The sequence below is a fragment of the Brevibacillus choshinensis genome (assembly GCF_016811915.1).
GTDB lineage: Bacteria > Bacillota > Bacilli > Brevibacillales > Brevibacillaceae > Brevibacillus > Brevibacillus choshinensis_A.
The window spans coordinates 863,327-879,370 of record NZ_CP069127.1; the positions used below are offsets into that span (position 1 = coordinate 863,327).

General features: G+C 49.9%; 18 protein-coding genes. 10 read left to right on the plus strand and 8 right to left on the minus strand.

Annotated elements, in window-relative coordinates; genetic code table 11:
- Nucleotides 1–135: 135 nt before the first annotated feature.
- Both JNE38_RS04545 and JNE38_RS04550 read right to left on the minus strand, forming a co-directional pair.
- Nucleotides 136–654: a GNAT family N-acetyltransferase gene (locus JNE38_RS04545; RefSeq protein ID WP_203355451.1), complete on the minus strand. Its 519-nt coding sequence runs from the start codon at nt 652–654 to the stop codon at nt 136–138.
- Entirely contained in the window at nt 651–1,106 is a 456-nt protein-coding gene (locus tag JNE38_RS04550) for a DinB family protein (protein WP_203355452.1), read from the minus strand. The genes JNE38_RS04545 and JNE38_RS04550 overlap by 4 nt, the downstream gene beginning before the upstream one ends.
- A 155-nt stretch (nt 1,107–1,261) precedes the next feature.
- Here JNE38_RS04550 and JNE38_RS04555 point away from each other — a divergent pair, with 155 nt between their 5' ends.
- Both JNE38_RS04555 and JNE38_RS04560 read left to right on the plus strand, forming a co-directional pair.
- Nucleotides 1,262–1,672 (plus strand): acyl-CoA thioesterase, encoded by a 411-nt coding sequence (locus JNE38_RS04555; protein WP_203355453.1) that lies wholly within the window; start codon nt 1,262–1,264, stop codon nt 1,670–1,672.
- Nucleotides 1,673–1,754: 82 nt separating this feature from the next.
- Nucleotides 1,755–2,459 carry an HAD family hydrolase gene (locus JNE38_RS04560; protein ID WP_203355454.1) on the plus strand — a complete coding sequence of 235 codons (705 nt, stop codon included), beginning with the start codon at nt 1,755–1,757 and terminating at the stop codon, nt 2,457–2,459.
- Nucleotides 2,460–2,502: 43 nt separating this feature from the next.
- Here the strand turns inward: JNE38_RS04560 and JNE38_RS04565 are convergent, their stop codons facing one another.
- A complete protein-coding gene (locus tag JNE38_RS04565; RefSeq protein WP_203355455.1) occupies nt 2,503–3,384 on the minus strand; it encodes a YitT family protein in 882 nt (293 codons plus the stop codon).
- Between the two features lie 203 nt (nt 3,385–3,587).
- On the opposite strand from JNE38_RS04565, the gene JNE38_RS04570 reads away from it, so the two are divergent.
- Nucleotides 3,588–4,070: an SRPBCC family protein gene (locus tag JNE38_RS04570; RefSeq protein WP_203355456.1), complete on the plus strand. Its 483-nt coding sequence runs from the start codon at nt 3,588–3,590 to the stop codon at nt 4,068–4,070.
- Between the two features lie 191 nt (nt 4,071–4,261).
- Here the strand turns inward: JNE38_RS04570 and eutH are convergent, their stop codons facing one another.
- Nucleotides 4,262–5,536 (minus strand): ethanolamine utilization protein EutH, encoded by a 1,275-nt coding sequence (gene eutH / locus JNE38_RS04575; protein WP_203355457.1) that lies wholly within the window; start codon nt 5,534–5,536, stop codon nt 4,262–4,264.
- Between the two features lie 367 nt (nt 5,537–5,903).
- Nucleotides 5,904–6,104: a cold-shock protein gene (locus JNE38_RS04580; protein ID WP_023556290.1), complete on the minus strand. Its 201-nt coding sequence runs from the start codon at nt 6,102–6,104 to the stop codon at nt 5,904–5,906.
- 367 nt (nt 6,105–6,471) lie between these two features.
- Here JNE38_RS04580 and JNE38_RS04585 point away from each other — a divergent pair, with 367 nt between their 5' ends.
- From JNE38_RS04585 to JNE38_RS04595, 3 genes are all read left to right on the plus strand, one after another.
- Nucleotides 6,472–6,834 carry a VOC family protein gene (locus JNE38_RS04585; RefSeq protein WP_203355458.1) on the plus strand — a complete coding sequence of 121 codons (363 nt, stop codon included), beginning with the start codon at nt 6,472–6,474 and terminating at the stop codon, nt 6,832–6,834.
- 209 nt (nt 6,835–7,043) lie between these two features.
- Complete coding sequence (locus JNE38_RS04590; RefSeq protein ID WP_203355459.1) at nt 7,044–7,709, plus strand: futalosine hydrolase; 666 nt, start codon at nt 7,044–7,046, stop codon at nt 7,707–7,709.
- Complete coding sequence (locus JNE38_RS04595) at nt 7,706–8,536, plus strand: 1,4-dihydroxy-6-naphtoate synthase (protein ID WP_203355460.1); 831 nt, start codon at nt 7,706–7,708, stop codon at nt 8,534–8,536. The genes JNE38_RS04590 and JNE38_RS04595 overlap by 4 nt, the downstream gene beginning before the upstream one ends.
- Before the next feature lie 59 nt (nt 8,537–8,595).
- On the opposite strand, the gene JNE38_RS04600 is transcribed toward JNE38_RS04595, so the two are convergent.
- Complete coding sequence (locus tag JNE38_RS04600) at nt 8,596–9,120, minus strand: superoxide dismutase family protein (protein WP_203355461.1); 525 nt, start codon at nt 9,118–9,120, stop codon at nt 8,596–8,598.
- A 74-nt stretch (nt 9,121–9,194) separates the two neighbouring features.
- Nucleotides 9,195–10,565 carry an MDR family MFS transporter gene (locus JNE38_RS04605; protein WP_203355462.1) on the minus strand — a complete coding sequence of 457 codons (1,371 nt, stop codon included), beginning with the start codon at nt 10,563–10,565 and terminating at the stop codon, nt 9,195–9,197.
- A gap of 277 nt (nt 10,566–10,842) precedes the next feature.
- Between JNE38_RS04605 and JNE38_RS04610 the strand changes: the two genes are divergently transcribed.
- From JNE38_RS04610 to JNE38_RS30905, 3 genes are all read left to right on the plus strand, one after another.
- Nucleotides 10,843–12,039, plus strand: coding sequence for a serine hydrolase domain-containing protein (locus JNE38_RS04610; protein WP_203355463.1), 1,197 nt, complete (start codon nt 10,843–10,845; stop codon nt 12,037–12,039).
- Between the two features lie 85 nt (nt 12,040–12,124).
- On the plus strand, nt 12,125–12,454 hold the full coding sequence (locus tag JNE38_RS04615; RefSeq protein ID WP_203355464.1) for an antibiotic biosynthesis monooxygenase family protein: 330 nt from the start codon (nt 12,125–12,127) through the stop codon (nt 12,452–12,454).
- Nucleotides 12,455–12,571: a DUF2992 family protein gene (locus JNE38_RS30905; RefSeq protein WP_275296680.1), complete on the plus strand. Its 117-nt coding sequence runs from the start codon at nt 12,455–12,457 to the stop codon at nt 12,569–12,571.
- A gap of 92 nt (nt 12,572–12,663) precedes the next feature.
- Here the strand turns inward: JNE38_RS30905 and JNE38_RS04620 are convergent, their stop codons facing one another.
- The gene (locus JNE38_RS04620; protein WP_203355465.1) at nt 12,664–12,978 is read right to left on the minus strand and encodes a DUF2834 domain-containing protein; all 315 of its coding nucleotides are present in this window, start codon (nt 12,976–12,978) and stop codon (nt 12,664–12,666) included.
- Between the two features lie 335 nt (nt 12,979–13,313).
- Here JNE38_RS04620 and ppsA point away from each other — a divergent pair, with 335 nt between their 5' ends.
- Nucleotides 13,314–15,914, plus strand: coding sequence for a phosphoenolpyruvate synthase (gene ppsA / locus JNE38_RS04625; RefSeq protein WP_203355466.1), 2,601 nt, complete (start codon nt 13,314–13,316; stop codon nt 15,912–15,914).
- Nucleotides 15,915–16,044 lie beyond the last annotated feature (130 nt).

Consider the following 16,044-nt stretch of genomic DNA (forward strand, 5'->3'; position numbering starts at 1 on the left):
CTCTCGGAATGGTCATAAAAAAGGTGGGATCGTAAGTAGCCGAGGGGGAAGCGCGCAATATCGTTCCCTCACGACTAGGAGAGGGCCGCAGGTACATCACATTCAAACAGGATGCGTGTCATTCGATTCACCTCCTCATTGTGATGGTGTCAGCCATTTGGCTACGAGCAAGACAGGCTGCTCCAGCCGACCTACTGGCGCAAGGACCTGACGATACTGTTCATATCCGAGCCTTCCCCAGAAAAGCAGCGCAGGCTCATTTCGGGCGATCACTCCATGGTGAACGTGCGCAGATCCGGCAGAGGCGAAATGCTGCTCGGCCAACTGGACGGCTTCCCTGCCGTAGCCATTGCGCTGGCAGTCGGCATGGAGGAGGAGAAGGCTGATCCAGCTTTTCTGATCTGCAGGATTCATGATGACAAGATGCATCACGCCAATGATCTGCCCATCAGCCAAGAGCGTCAGCCACTGCCCCGTGGGAATGCTGAGCGTCGAGTCGTATTCCGACGCTACTTCGGCGAACGTGACTTTCTCTGTGCCGTTGCGCAAAAGATTGTAGCCGGGATTGCTGTTGTAAATGTCCAGGTGTGCGGGGAGATCGTCGCGTATGGTTTCCCGCAGGATGATCCTCTCTCCCGATAAAGCAAGACTCATGCATTTCCTCCGTATTTGCGAATCAAGCCGATTTGGCCTGCATGATATCCGTTGTGGTAGATCAAGCGACCGAGCGCCTGGCGAGGAGTGAGGGTCGCAATCGGCGCCACACAAGGCGCGTCCCATGCCTCTTCAGGCAGTGACGCTAACGATTCGAGCAGATAGGCAAACGATGCCTCGCGAAAAGAATGGAGAGCGCTCAGGTCCGTATAGATTCCTTCGTCTTTAACATTTCCGATCGTAGCCAGCTCCACGCCATCTGGCACAGGACGCCCAAAAAACATGGAACAAAAACGATACTCGACTTCAGCAATATGGCGGATCAAAAAGCCGATCGAATTGGAGCCGGGAGCCAACTTCCAGACAAGCTCCTTTTCCTCCAGATTGGCCAGCACATCTGCGTAGCGGGAACGTGCCGTTTGCAGAGAGGGCAGCAGGGTCTGCTCAAACATCGCGTTCATCCTTCCTGTTCATGTGAAAAGTGAGATCTTCCTTTTATTATAGGAGAAACGGAAAAAAGTAACAGACGAATCTTTTGGAATATTGCGAATGAATGTTCACTCAGTTCTGCGAATTCGTTATACTGGAGTAAAAAGGAGTGTTTGGGATGCCCCATCAAATCGAATTTTCCGTGAGGTCCACGGATCTGGACTTTATTGGACACGTAAACAATGCAAAATATTTGGAGTACATGGAGTGGGCGCGCTTTGACTGGATCTGGCAGACCGGACTGACACTCGACGAGCTGCAGCGCCGCGCGATCATGCCTGTCGTCGCCAATATCAATATCAATTACCGAAAAGAGCTGCGGATCCGGGAGCAAGTCATCGCCAAAACATCAGCGGTAAAAGTAGGGGAAAAAAGCTTTGTCATCAGACACGAGCTCTATAACCAAAAGGAGCAGCTGGTCGCAGATGCCGATGTCACGATGGTGATGATCGACGCAAACTCGAGGCGCTCTACGGAAATCCCAGCCGAGCTGCGGGATGCGTTGATGGCGGAGCTGGCGCTTCCTTAGATCGTGCATGGAGACAAGTGCTGGAAGGCTCCCTTTGGAGGGCCTTTTTCCGTTACAATGTACGTGAGAGGAGTGACGGAGCATGTCTGCTTTAACTACGATCTTATTTGACTTGGACGACACGCTTTTTGATTTTTCTGCCTGCTGGGAAAAGGGGATGCAGCAAACGGTTGCCACCCATCCGTTGACAGCCGATCTGGATGGAGCCGCACTATTGGAAGCTCTGCGCCGCCACGGTGATGACTTGTGGGTCGACGTGATAGCGAAACGTTACGACTTTACCCAATATCGGCAGCTGCGGCTGCAGCGTGCGATGGCTGATTTCAATCGCCAGATCAGCGCCGAAGAGGTCGATGGCTTTCAGCAAGCCTATGCTGCGGCTTGCATGAATGCCGTCACGGGGGACTCGGCTGTGCAGCAGTTGATCTCGGAATTGGCGGAGCGATATACGTTGGGGATTGTCACCAATGGGCCTGTCGATATGGCCTTCATCAAGCTAAGCCGTCTCGGTTTATCGGACTATTTCCCGAAAGAACGCGTTTTTCTCTCGGAGCTGATTGGCTATCACAAGCCCGATCCGCGCATTTATGCAACAGTCTTGCAGGAGCTCGGCGCAGAGCCTGCTCAGGTCCTGTTCGTGGGAGACACGTGGGATGCCGATGTCGCAGGAGCGATGGATGCGGGAATGTCAGCAGTCTGGATCAACCCGAAAGGAAAGAAGCCTGCGACAAGCCATCAGCCTTTGGCTACCATCGAGCGGTTGGAGCAATTGCGGGCGTATGTATAAAGAAAAAGCGCCATCCCAATAAAAGGGAGGCGCTTTTCGTATGTCAGTGAATCGCATTCTTTTTGAACTGCCCTCCGCGTACATCGTGAATGTTGCCGACTGCCAAAAAGGCGCTCGGGTCGATATCCTCGACGATCAGCTTCAGCTTTGCTTCTTCCAGACGGGTAATGATGCAGAAGACGACCTTCTTCTCATCGCCTGTATAGCCCCCTTCACCTATCAGGTAGGTGACGCCGCGGCCCAGACGAGCAACGATCGCATCTCCTACTTCCTTGTGATATTCGCTAATAATCCAAACCGATTTGGATTCCTGGAAGCCTTCGATGGTCAGATCGATCATTTTGAAAGCAATGTAATAGGCGATCAGCGAGTACATCGCACGATCCCAACCGAAGACGAATCCGGCGCTGCCCAAAATGAAAAAGTTGAAAAACATGACGATCTCACCAACGGAGAAAGGGGTTTTCTTATTAAACAGGACGGCAATGATCTCAGTGCCATCCAAAGATCCTCCATAGCGAAGGACGAGCCCAACACCGATTCCCAAGATGATTCCGCCAAATACAGCAGCAAGCAGCGGGTCATCCGTCAGTCCCGGAACCGGATGCAGCAGCGTGGTTCCAACGGACATGATCGTTACACCAAATAGCGTAGAGATGGCAAACGTCTTTCCAATCTGCCTGTAGCCAACAATCAGGAACGGTAAATTGAGTAAAAATAGAAAAATGCCAAGAGACCATCCAGTCAAATGAGACGCGATAATCGAAATGCCTACAATACCACCGTCAATGATTTGATTCGGAACCAGAAAGATTTCCAAACCTACAGAGACGAGAGAAGCACCGATCAGGATGAAGAAGATTCTTTTCAGCAATTTTCCCAACGGCAATTTTTGGTGAGTCGACTTGGTGATTGATTGATCCATCGTTCCCCTCCCAAATATTGATTGTTTACAAACTCATTATAACATTCCTTGTTGTTTGGCTAGGGTTTTAATGTGCAATCTTGCAAAAAAGTACATTCATATATGAATATACGCGTATAAAAGGATTGGATTGGATATTGACTGGAAAGGATTGGATTGCTATTTTCAAAGGGTTGGGACTATGAGGAGGAGGAAGGTTGCCGATGAGTGCCTTTCAAGTAGAAACGCAGATTGAGTCATCCGTAGAGCAAGTATGGTGGGCTTGGACTCAAACCGATCGGATCGCTCAATGGTTCGCGCCAGAAGCAAATGTAGAACCTTGGCTAGGTGGGGCGTTTGAGCTGTTCTTTATCCCAGGCAATCGCGAGCAAATGGGAACGAAGGGCTGCATTTTCACGCTTTTTGAACCAAAAGAAAGACTTGGCTTCACGTGGAAGGGTCCCGACCAGTTCGCGGACCTGATGAATCAAGAGAATTCTCTGACTTACGTGCTCGTTACCTTGTCAGAGGACGAGGGGAAAACCCGAGTGGTCCTCGAGCATTTCGGCTGGCAGGAAGGCGAGGCGTGGGAGCGTGCCCGCTCCTGGCATGAAATGGCTTGGACTTCGGCTTTGGAAAGTCTGCGAGGTGCGATTGAATCAGGGAAAGGAGATCTGTGCTGCGCTCCCCAGGCAAATGGAAAGTAAGGTGCAGGTCAATCTAAAAACACACTACAAGGTATGAACGCCCGGTCGTTTTCAGACGCGTTTTCTTAGGAGTGAGAGAGAAATGATAGCATCGCTTATCTTGTTGCCCCGCGACACTGAGAGTTGGGCGCGAGAATCTGATGACGCAGAAAAGGAGCCCGGACGGCTCCTTTTATTTTTTGGATCTGCCATTATTCTTTCGTAGCGGCTACTTCTTGAGCGACGGATGATTTTTCTTCGAGGTATTCATCCGGCCCGATGATGCCCGCTGCGCGGTCTTGCTTTTCCAGCTCGAGAGCCTTTGGCACGGACAGCCAATAGGAGAGGCCGATTGCAATCACACCGGCACCCAGCTTACCGAGCATCACAGGGAGGATGATGTTCGGCTGGAAGTTTGCGGAGAAGGACAGGTGGTCGCCCAACAGGAATGCTGCACAGACAGCAAAGGAGATGTTGACGACTTTATCCTTCGGCGGCATGGAACGAACGAGTCGGAACATAGCGAGAATGTTGGCAATCGTAGCGAGCAGACCCGCACTTCCGGTAGAGCTCAGGCCGAGCTTGCTTCCCAAGGCTTCCAGAGGCTTAGCCGCATATTTGCGCAGCAAGTATACCATCGGGAATGCACCTGCCAGCATAATTCCGATATATCCGGCTGTTTCCAGTGCGCGATACTGATCTTTCGGATCGGCGATAATCGGATCAAAGCCCCACGCGCCAAACAAGGTGGAGAAAAGTCCCGTAAAGTGCTGCACGATGGAAAAGACGAGAACGAGTTTGATACCGGCGTCCATGGTTTTCCCGAAGAGCATGAATCCGCGAATCATCAAGTCAGGCATGAAGCGCAGTCCGGCAGCAATCGCCACCACAAAGATCAGGATCGGGGAAAGATTCAAGAGGACTTGCCCAATGCCAATCGCAAAAGCGTAGGTGGAATCGGCGTTGGTGGAAATCTCAGCGCGTACCTGCGCATTGGTCAAGGAAAGAATCGCGCTGGTGATGAAGGCTCCGATCGGAACGGTCAGAATGCCGGACATGACGCCCAATGCCATGTATTTATGGTCGCGCTTGTCGAGCATGGCCAGTCCCATCGGAATCGAAAATACGATAGTAGCACCAGCCATGAGACCGACAACCATCGCCATGACCCAGCCTTCTGTTGAGCTTTTCAAGATATTGGCCAGCTGGTAACCACCCATGTCCGAGGCGAGAATGGCGGTGGCAGCCAGCGCCGGGTCAGCTCCGATGGCATGGAAAATAGGGGATACGGCCTTTTCGACGAACCAGGAAATATAAGGAAGAGAGGCCATGATACCGGCAGCAGGAACGAAAATATAACCGGTCGAATGCAAGCCTTCCATGAATTCCTTGCCAAGTCCTTCATCGCTGTTGCGGATGGCTGCGACAGCCCCGATGACGGCACACAGCATGATAATGTAAATAATGACACTTCCAATGTGTTCCATGTCAACCCCACCTTATTTAGGATGTTAAACAATAAAGGCGCTTAGGTTCTCAAAACCGAGAACTTCCTAAGCGCCTTTGCTTATTTGTATGGACTTGTGTATAACCACCGGGCAAAACATACTGGAACCGCTTACAATCGATAGAAAAAAATAAAAGCTGAAGCCGCACGTCCCACTGAAGATTTACCCTAGTCGGACAATTCATGCTGAAAAAGCGCCGTTGCTTTCCTCTGCATTATATCGTGATTATATGGTTACAAGTCCATCATGTCAACAGCCTCTTTAGGAAGAAAGTACGAGATCGTGCAAGAAGGGGTATAAAAAAGCTGCCCCTCCGTTCAGAAGGGCAGCTTTTTTTAAAAGCCGATTACAGTTTTACAACGTTCTCAGCTTGTGGTCCACGGTTGCCTTCTACTACGTTGAACTCAACGCGTTGGCCTTCTTCGAGGGATTTGAAACCTTCGCCTTGGATTGCGCTGAAGTGAACGAATACATCGTTGCCGCCTTCAACTGCGATGAAGCCATAACCTTTTTCAGCGTTGAACCATTTAACTGTACCTGTTTGCATGGGTGTTACCTCCAAAAAAATAAAATGAATATGCAACTTTTATTTGTGGGTAAAATAAAAATTCACACATTGGAAAAGGTTCAAACATACATGTAAACCCTTTACAATATGTGAACGCTTAAGGAAATCTTTTGTTTAAGGTAATATTACCACAGCACGCCGGGGAAAGCAATCAAATTAAAGACGGCTAAACGGGTCGTTTTGCCGTCTTTTTTTGACAATTTATGAGAGGCTCATCCTTTTTGAAAGCGTAATCCATTCACAAACGGCAGGAAGTTGCGAAATCGATGTCGTAGATTGGAGAAGGGAGTCGAGGGAAGTCTAAGCAACAGGAAGCACATCAGGAGATCAGGTAAGGAGGACAACCATGATTCGCAAAATCGCGACGGTGGCTGTTTATGTAGAAGACCAGCAAAAGGCAAAGACATTTTGGACGGAAAAAGTAGGCTTCGAGATTAAGCAGGAGCATCCCATGGGACCGGACAGCAGCTGGCTGGAGGTCGGACCGGCTGGGGCCCAGACAGCTCTCGTGATTTATCCGAAGCGCATGATGAAGAACTGGGAAGAAATGAAGGCTTCTATCGTGTTTGAGTGCGAGGATGTGCAGGGCATCTATGAAGCGATGAAGGCAAAGGGTGTAGTGTTTGAAGGCGAGCCGAACAAGATGCAGTGGGGGACGTTTGTATCCTTCATGGATGAGGACGGCAATCGCTTTTTGTTAAAAGAATAGGGCAAGAAAAAGAATAGGCGAAGAATCCGTGGGCAGACAGCATCTGTGAAGCGGGTTCTTTTTTATGGCAATCGATATTGGCATATTCTCCCTGTATTCTGACAAACTGCGTAAACAACTTTACACCAAGCAAAAGTAGCGATAACGTTGGAGATGGAATGAAAGTCAAGCTAGCTACAGACAAGAGGATGAAGGGAGGCAGAATGTGGATGGAAGATGTTCAGAAAGCGCAGCGCATACTGGTCGTGACATCGGTCGAACCAGAGCGTGAAGCGGTTTTGCGCGGAATTGGCGACGATGATCGGTTTACCGTCCGAATCGGAGGAGTAGGTCCGATCGCAGCAGCGGCGAGTACGGCGAGAATATTGGCAGTGGAAGAGTCCTTTGATTTGGTCGTTTGCGCCGGGATCAGCGGCGGCTTTGTCGGTCAAGCTGAAGTGGGCTCACTGGTTGTAGCCAGCGAAATCGTGTGCGCCGATCTGGGAGCAGAGACGGCAGAAGGCTTTTCCAGTCTGGACGAGCTCGGATTCGGGTCGGCCAGCGTCCCAGTCGATCAACGGATGGTTGATCGGGTGACAGATGCTTTCATGAAAGCAGGCTTGCCAGCGAGAAAAGGACCTGTCCTTACTTTGTCTACCGTAACCGGCACAGCTGAAACGGCACTGGAGCTGTCCAGGAGAATGCCGGGTGCTGCGGCCGAGGCGATGGAGGGCTATGGCGTGGCGGTTGCCGCACAGGATGCGGGAGTGCCTGTTTTGGAGATCCGAGCCGTATCCAATGCGATCGGCCCGCGTGACAAGTCTGCCTGGCGAATCAAAGACGCACTTGCTGCCTTGGAAGCAGCCAGTTCCGTACTACGGGAGGTATTACGATGAAGATCGCTTTTTCCCCATGTCCGAATGACACGTTTGTATTCCACGCTTGGGCGCACGGACTCATCCCCGGTGCACCTGAGCTGGATATCATGTATGCGGACATCGACATTACGAACCATTTGGCCATCAATACGGAAGGCCCGGAAGTCATGAAAATTTCCTATGCGGCTTTGCCGTGGGTCTTGCAAGATTACGCACTGATTCCGTGCGGTGGTGCGCTCGGCAGAGGATGCGGTCCTCTCGTATTGACCCAAGACAGCAATGATCCAGCCCAGCTTTCGGGAAAACGGGTGGCGGTCCCTAGCGAAAGGTCTACGGCATACCTGTTGTTCCGTCTGTGGGCAGCGCAAAACGTGCCTGGCGGAGTGGGAGAAATCGTGGTGATGCCTTTCCACGAAATCATGCCAGCGGTGCGTGACGGGAAGATTGATGCGGGTCTGGTGATTCACGAGGCGCGTTTCACTTATCAAAATTATGGCTTGGCGCTGATGACGGACTTGGGCAACTGGTGGGAGTCAGACACAGGTCTGCCCATTCCTTTGGGAGCCATCATCGCACGCCGTTCCATGGATATCGAGTCCTTGACCAAATGGACGCGCGCATCCGTCGAATACGCGTGGGCACATCCAGAGGCTTCCAAGGAATATGTCGCGTGCCATGCCCAAGAGATGGCGCCAGAGGTCACGCAAGCCCATATCGATTTGTATGTAAATGAATTTACGCGGGATCTGGGCGAGGATGGATTTGCGGCGATCACGGCATTGCTCTCCCGTGCTGCCGACGAGGGGCTCGTCCCGAAATTCGATTTGGCTCTCTTGCGTTCCTGATACGTGAAAAGACTCCGCAGCTATGCCCGCTGCGGAGTCTTTTTTGTATTGCAGATGATTTACCCTGCTTGGATGACGCCACAAGCCAAGCGCTTTCCGGAGTTGCCGGCAGGCTGTGAGCGGAAATCGTCGGGGTTTTGATGGATAATGACGGTTTTGCCGATAACGTCAGCCGCCTGAAATTTATTCGTAAAGAAATTCATGCGAGCGTACCCATCATTGGAAAAGAGAGGGGGAAAGTCCCCTGCGTGATTGCCATGGGGTTGATTCGTCGGGTTCCAGTGTGAGCCTGCCGACTGGAAAGGATCTTTTGGATCTCCTACGATGCAGGCTCCTTTATCATGCAAATGAAAGCCGAAGGGACCGATCGGCTGCTGGCTGCCGCTAGCTGGCTGATAAGGCGGGAGACCGCTGACCTCTACATAAACGTCAGTGCCGTAGGGGACGTCAGTAAATACAATGTATCCCTGAAGCTCCGGAGCCAAAGGTCCGCCTTGAATTTCTGCTATAGCTTGCGTTGGCCTGTACTGCTGCTGGGAGGAAACCGATTGAGGGTGGTACCCGTTGGGGTGATACATGCTCATGCGATCCTTCATCCTCACTATATCTGGATTTTTCTGGTTTAGCATATGTGGTTGATGGGCGCTGGGTTCCTCTCCTACAAGCGTTTCCTAGATAGCAATCGTGCCTTCCCCAGAAAGAATGAGGAGAGCAAGCTGACACAGACGAAGAACAATCCAGCGAGAAACACTGCCCGATGGGAATAGCTGAGGAGACTCCCCATCACACTGACTCCTATCGTTCCCCCAATCGAACGGAAAAATTGAGAGGAGGAGGTCGCTACCCCGCGATGAACAGGGTCGACCGCTCGCACCGCTGCAGTGCCGAGGGTAGGATAGATCGCGCCCATTCCCAGTCCGATGACGATCAGATTCAGCACGATGGCGGACGTAGTCGTAGCAGGTTCCATTTGCTGCAAAAGGTAGAATCCGACGGCCATCACAGCCAGGCTCGGAATAAGAATGGACCGATAGGAGACTTTGCTCATCAAGCGTCCGCCGATCGTTGACGTCACGATGGTCGCCAGCATGAGAGGCGATAAGAGATAGCCTGCTTGGGAAGGGCTCATCCCGATCTCGCTTTGAACGAACAACGGAATGCAGGCGATCGCACTGAACAGCGCAGCGCTGACAAAAAAACCGCAGATGTTCCCGAAAGCGATGGCAGGGAGCCTGAACAGATGGAGCGGGAGAATCGGCTCTTTGGCTTTTGTCTCGATCCATAGGAAGAGTGCAATCAAAATGGCGCTAGAACCAAGCAATCCGATCGTACGCGGAGACTGCCAGTCACTCGGCGTTCCTCCTGCGTGCTCATTTCCTGCCAGCACCATTGCCAGCAGCAGGGATATCACTGCGCCGCATAGCGTAACGGCGCCAAGCCAGTCGATTGATCGCTTGGCGGTTCCCTTTTTTTCTGTCAAAGAGACGGCTAACAGGATGAAAGCTGGGATCCCGATCGGCAGGTTGATGAAGAAAATCCACCCCCAATCCCACTGCTCGACAATCATTCCCCCGACAGCGGGGCCGAGAACGCTGGATACGGCGAATACGGCGCTGAACAAGCCTTGGAATTTCCCGATTTTTTCGGGAGGATAGACATCAGCTATGATCGTAAAGGCAATCGGCATCAAAGCCCCGGCTCCCAATCCTTGAATGCCTCTATACACAATGAGCTCGCTCATCGTTTGAGCAAAACCACACAAGAGAGAACCGGTCAGAAAGAAAAACAGACCGATCAGATACATCTTCTTGCGCCCAAACAGGTCTGCCATTTTCCCGTAAATCGGCATGGAGGTGGTGGATGTCAACATGTAGATCGCAAACACCCAGCTGTACAGGGAGAGTCCGCCCAGCTCCTTGCTGACACTGGGCATGGCGGTCGAAACAATGGTTTGATCGATGGAAGACAAAATCAACCCCAACAAAAGAGCGGTCGTGATCAGTCGTACGTTACGTGCTTCATTGGACATCGTGCAAAAACGCTTCCTTTCCTTTGCATGCCGGACATGCTTATTTTGCTGGCCCGCGGAAGCAGCGTATAAAATATATCGAGAAATGCCAAAAAAGAGTAGACTTATTCTTTTCTTGAAGTTATCCTATAGCTAGAGAACGCCCCGGATGGGGTGTTCTTTTTTTTGTCTGTACATACTCGTGAGCAGAATAGATCGCAAATCATAAGAAACGTTCCCGCCCTCCATTCGGTACAATTAAAACAGTCTTGCAGATCCTGGAGGGAGGAACGGAAAGATGACCAAGGCAGGTTTTTCAAAAGACCGATTGAGCCGCTTGCACCACGCCATGGCAGGCTATGTCGAGCGTGGTGAAATGCCAGGTGTCGTCGCGCTCGTATGGAGAAATGGGGAGACTCACGTAGACGCAGTGGGCAAGCTGGCATTTGAAGCACATGAGCCGATGAGACGCGACACGCTATTTCGCATTGCCTCCATGACCAAGCCCATTATCGCAGCGGCAGCCATGATCCTGGTGGAGGAATGCGTCCTGCGACTGGATGAGCCGGTCGATCGTTTTTTGCCGGAGCTGGCCAATCGCCGAGTACTGAAACAAATCGATGGACCACTGGAGGACACTGTCCCTGCCAAGCGGGGGATTACGCTGCGGGATCTCCTGACATTCCGCCTAGGCATCGGCGCGGTGATGGCACCTCCGGACAGCTTTCCCATCCAGACGGCTATGAAAGAGGCCGGGTTCGCACCAGGACCCAATCCGCCCGCCCATGTGCCGGATGACTGGATGAAAAACCTCTCCAGCCTGCCGCTCGTCCACCATCCGGGAGAGACATGGATGTACCACATAGGCTCCGATATCTTGGGCGTGCTCATTGCCCGTGCATCTGGAATGACATTGGGGCGTTTTTTGAAGGAGCGTATTTTCGATCCCCTGGGGATGAAGGACACTGGGTTTTCTGTATCGATTGAACAGGCAAAAAGGTTGGCGACGAGCTATATGCTCAACCCCGGGACCGGAGAGCTCGTGGTCCATGATTCACCCCTGGACAGCAGATGGTCCAACCCAGCTTTTGAATCCGGCGGCGGCGGTCTTGTCTCGACGGTGGATGACTATCTGGCTTTTTGTTTGATGATGCTGGGGAAGGGCAGCTACGGCAGCACTCGCATCCTGTCCAGGCCGTCTGTCGAGCTGATGACCTCAGACCAACTGACGCAGGAGCAAAAAGGGAAGGCACGTATCTTTTTTGCGGATCATAGCAGCTGGGGATTCGGCATGGGAGTCAATATACGCCGAGATCAGCTGTGGTCTACTCCGGGGCGGTTCGGCTGGGATGGCGGAGTAGGCACATCCGGCTATTCGGATCCAGCGGAGAATATGGTCGGGATCCTCATGACCCAGCGAATGATGCAATCTCCTGAACCTCCGCGGGTATTTGTCGACTTCTGGACTTCTGCTTATCAAGCGATTGACGAGTAAGAAAGCAAGAGTTCCATCCGCCTCCGTACTATGCCATCTGTTTGATTCATAAATTGATGCATGGCGAGAAAAGGAGGGAGCCTCTATGTTTGCACGGATGGTCTTTTTCAAGCTGGAGCCAGGCAGCAGACGATTAGCCGAAAAGGTGGTTCAGGAATTGAACCTTCTTGCCCGAAAGCAAAAAGGCTTTCGCGGGAATTCGTATTTCTTTGAAGATCACAAGGGGGAATACGCCGCCCTGAATTATTGGGAATCGAAGAAAGACGCGGAATCGGCAAATGCGATCATGTTTCCGCATTTTCGTGAAGCGGTCAAGGACGCGATGAAAGAAGAGCCTGATCTGCGGATATTCGAGGTGTATGACCCTATGGAAAAAGTGCCGCTCGATACGTCAGTGAGCCTCTACGATTATTGAGTGGTCCTGTGTTTATGGAAAAAGCAGGTCTTCTCCCGGCAGCAAAGGGAGGAGATGAAGGACCGAAAGCGGGAACTCAAAAGGCAAAAAGCGAAGGCCAAGCATCGAGGCAAATGACATCAAGCGCAAGAAGCCCCTTACGACGTTCAAAGCCGTAAGGGGCTTTTCTTTATATAGACTTGCAGCGGGCAGGATCGGCTAGCCGAATATTAAGTGCGTTCGAATGCTTTTCGTCTGAAGTACAGAAAAAGAGGAAACGCAAAAGACAAGCCTATCGTTAAAGTTGCAACAATGTATAGCCACCAATGCTTCATTTGATGTTTTCTGGCTTCATGATAGGAAAACACCCAGAAAGTGAGGCAGCAGATGAGAAAATCAGTGGCGAAGAACGATGAAATGTTGTTTGCGAACAGCTCTGATACAAAGAGATTCACATCTAATCCATGTGAGCGTAAAAACGGAATGAAATGACTGTAAGGCAAAATGGCTCCAGCAATCGTTAGGAACAAATAAAAGGATTTCATTTCCAAACCCCCCTTTTGGAGGATATTATACAAATGGCCAGGGCTCCCTTTCAATTAGCAGCAAGTTATTTATTTGACAATTTCGAGACACTTCTTGCGGAGGCTTGAACGAGGTCTTTTGATGGGACGAATGGTAGTGGAAAATCAAAAAAGAACCTGGACAGGCTTACCAGGTTCCTCAAAATTGCACAGAAACAGAATCGATGATATAATCAGTTTACGACTGTTCATATTATGTATGACATAGTTAATGCATCTTACATCTTAATCGTACCATGGCGGTGAACTCCTGTCAAATGTTTTTTTCTCAATTTCATGGTTAGGAGAGATGTTGAATGAGTTCTTTGGTTCTCGGCTTTCAGGAAATGGAAAAAAACCAGCTTTTTCTCGTTGGCGGAAAAGGGTTACATTTAGGGGAATTAGCAAAAATTCAAGGAATACAAGTACCAGAAGGATTTTGTGTGACAACGGTGGGATATCGAAAAGCGTTCGAACAAAACGAAACGTATCAAGCTTTGCTGGATCGGCTAACCATGCTTAAAGTAGACGAACGAGATCAAATTGGGGAAATCAGCAGGAAGATTCGACAATTGATTATGGATGTGGAAATTCCTTCCGATGTTGCGAAAGCAGTTACTCACTATCTCTCCCAGTTTGGAGAGGAACATGCTTATGCCGTACGTTCCAGTGCGACTGCTGAAGATTTGCCTCATGCCTCTTTTGCTGGTCAACAAGACACCTATTTGAATATCATCGGCATCGATTCCATCCTGCAGCATATCAGCAAATGCTGGGCTTCCCTATTTACGGATCGCGCGGTAATCTACCGCATGCAAAATGGATTTGACCACAGGCAAGTATATTTATCCGTTATCGTTCAAAGGATGGTTTTCCCGCAGGCTTCAGGGATTTTATTTACTGCCGATCCCATTACATCCAACCGGAAGCTGCTATCCATCGATGCCAGTTATGGACTTGGAGAAGCGCTGGTCTCTGGCTTGGTATCTGCCGACTGCTATAAAGTTAAGGAAGGACAAATCGTCGATATGAGGATAGCAACCAAAACATTGGCTATCTACGGACGAAAAGAAGGCGGAACGAAAACACAGCAGATCGATCCTGATCTGCAAAAGACGCAAACTCTTACTGAAACGCAAATTTTACAACTGGAGCGCATCGGAAGACAGATCGAAGCACATTTTGGCTGCCCCCAGGATATCGAATGGTGTTTGGCTGATGATGCTTTTTATATCGTCCAGAGTCGTCCAATCACGACTTTATACCCCATTCCTGAAGCGAATGATCAAGAAAATCACGTCTATGTATCTGTCGGTCATCAACAAATGATGACTGACCCCATCAAACCATTGGGCCTGTCTTTTTTCTTGTTAACGACTCCTGCTCCCATGCGCAGAGCTGGTGGAAGGCTGTTTGTCGATGTCACACATCAATTGGCTTCACCTGCCAGTAGAAACGCTTTATTAAATGCCATGGGGCAGCACGATCCGCTCATGAGAGATGCGCTTATGAGGACACTTGAGAGAGGAGATTTTATCAAATCGCTGCCAAATGATAATAAAGCACCGAGTCCCACTAGAGGCAATATAGATACGCTGGAAAAATTTGAAAACAATCCATCAATCGTTTCTGATTTGATTAAGCGTAGTCAAACATCCATTGAAGAGTTAAAACAAAACATCCAAACGAAATCAGGATCAGATTTACTTGATTTTATTCTCGAAGATATTCAGGAATTAAAGAAGATTTTATTTGACCCGCAAAGTTCAGCTGTATTTATGGCGGCAATGAATGCTTCATCATGGATCAATGAAAAAATGAACGAATGGTTAGGTGAAAAAAACGCAGCAGACACGCTATCTCAATCTGTGCCAAACAATATTACTTCGGAGATGGGTCTGGCGTTAATGGATGTTGCAGATGTGATTCGTCCTTATCCAGAAGTGATTGAGTATTTGCAGCATGTAAAAGAGGATAACTTTTTGGATGAGCTGGCTGCGTTTGAAGGCGGGCAGGAAACCCGGGACGCCATCCATGCTTATCTCGACAAATATGGAATGCGATGCGCAGGTGAAATCGATATGACGAGAACACGTTGGCGTGAAAAACCAATAACACTCGTCCCCCTGATCCTAGGTAACATCAAAAACTTTGAGCCTCATGCTGGCAATCGCAAATTTGAGCAAGGGCGACAGGAAGCTTTGGAAAAAGAACAAGAGTTAGTAGAGCGATTGAAGCAATTACCGGATGGCGAACAAAAAGCCAAAGAGACAAAACGAATGATCGCCCTCATCCGGAATTTCATCGGCTACCGTGAATATCCAAAATACGGCATGATTCATCGCTACTTCGTTTATAAGCAGGCTTTGCTGAAAGAAGCCGAACAACTCGTTAAAGCTAACGTCATTCAAAAAATAGAGGATATATACTATCTCACTTTTGAAGAGCTTCACGAAGTCGTCCGCACAAACAAACTGGATGATCAGATCATCAGCAAACGAAAAGACGATTACAAATTTTTTGAGAAGCTTACACCTCCACGTGTCATCACGTCTGACGGTGAAATCATTGCAGGTGAGTACAAACGGGAGCATTTGCCAGAAGGCGCGATTGCAGGTCTACCTGTTTCTTCAGGAGTGATAGAGGGCCGAGCGCGTGTCATCTTGAACATGGAAGATGCTGATCTGGAAGAGGGAGATATATTAGTCACCGCCTTTACTGACCCTGGCTGGACTCCATTGTTTGTATCCATAAAAGGTCTAGTCACCGAAGTTGGTGGACTGATGACTCATGGAGCAGTGATCGCGCGTGAATACGGCTTACCAGCAGTTGTCGGGGTGGAAAATGCCACCAACCTGATAAAAGACGGGCAACGAATTCGCGTGCATGGAACAGAAGGGTATATTGAAATATTGTAATCGCCTATCAAAAACATCAGAGGCTGCTGGAGATGATCCGGCCGCCTCGATTACTATTTGGCAGGAGCGTTCAATAAGAATTCATGCAGATGCTTATACTCAATATATGAATAGGGACAAAACGCGATAT

Bases quoted from the DNA above. Each gene is read 5' to 3' on its own strand.
- JNE38_RS04585 (WP_203355458.1), top strand. From the start codon at position 6,472: ATGATTCGCAAAATCGCGACGGTGGCTGTTTATGTAGAAGACCAGCAA.
- JNE38_RS04580 (WP_023556290.1), bottom strand. From the start codon at position 6,104: ATGCAAACAGGTACAGTTAAATGGTTCAACGCTGAAAAAGGTTATGGC.
- JNE38_RS04595 (WP_203355460.1), top strand. From the start codon at position 7,706: ATGAAGATCGCTTTTTCCCCATGTCCGAATGACACGTTTGTATTCCAC.
- JNE38_RS04545 (WP_203355451.1), bottom strand. From the start codon at position 654: ATGAGTCTTGCTTTATCGGGAGAGAGGATCATCCTGCGGGAAACCATA.
- JNE38_RS04615 (WP_203355464.1), top strand. From the start codon at position 12,125: ATGTTTGCACGGATGGTCTTTTTCAAGCTGGAGCCAGGCAGCAGACGA.
- JNE38_RS04600 (WP_203355461.1), bottom strand. From the start codon at position 9,120: ATGAGCATGTATCACCCCAACGGGTACCACCCTCAATCGGTTTCCTCC.
- JNE38_RS04550 (WP_203355452.1), bottom strand. From the start codon at position 1,106: ATGTTTGAGCAGACCCTGCTGCCCTCTCTGCAAACGGCACGTTCCCGC.
- JNE38_RS04570 (WP_203355456.1), top strand. From the start codon at position 3,588: ATGAGTGCCTTTCAAGTAGAAACGCAGATTGAGTCATCCGTAGAGCAA.
- JNE38_RS04605 (WP_203355462.1), bottom strand. From the start codon at position 10,565: ATGTCCAATGAAGCACGTAACGTACGACTGATCACGACCGCTCTTTTG.
- eutH (WP_203355457.1), bottom strand. From the start codon at position 5,536: ATGGAACACATTGGAAGTGTCATTATTTACATTATCATGCTGTGTGCC.
- JNE38_RS04610 (WP_203355463.1), top strand. From the start codon at position 10,843: ATGACCAAGGCAGGTTTTTCAAAAGACCGATTGAGCCGCTTGCACCAC.
- JNE38_RS04560 (WP_203355454.1), top strand. From the start codon at position 1,755: ATGTCTGCTTTAACTACGATCTTATTTGACTTGGACGACACGCTTTTT.
- JNE38_RS04555 (WP_203355453.1), top strand. From the start codon at position 1,262: ATGCCCCATCAAATCGAATTTTCCGTGAGGTCCACGGATCTGGACTTT.
- JNE38_RS04620 (WP_203355465.1), bottom strand. From the start codon at position 12,978: ATGAAATCCTTTTATTTGTTCCTAACGATTGCTGGAGCCATTTTGCCT.
- JNE38_RS04590 (WP_203355459.1), top strand. From the start codon at position 7,044: ATGGAAGATGTTCAGAAAGCGCAGCGCATACTGGTCGTGACATCGGTC.
- ppsA (WP_203355466.1), top strand. From the start codon at position 13,314: ATGAGTTCTTTGGTTCTCGGCTTTCAGGAAATGGAAAAAAACCAGCTT.
- JNE38_RS04565 (WP_203355455.1), bottom strand. From the start codon at position 3,384: ATGGATCAATCAATCACCAAGTCGACTCACCAAAAATTGCCGTTGGGA.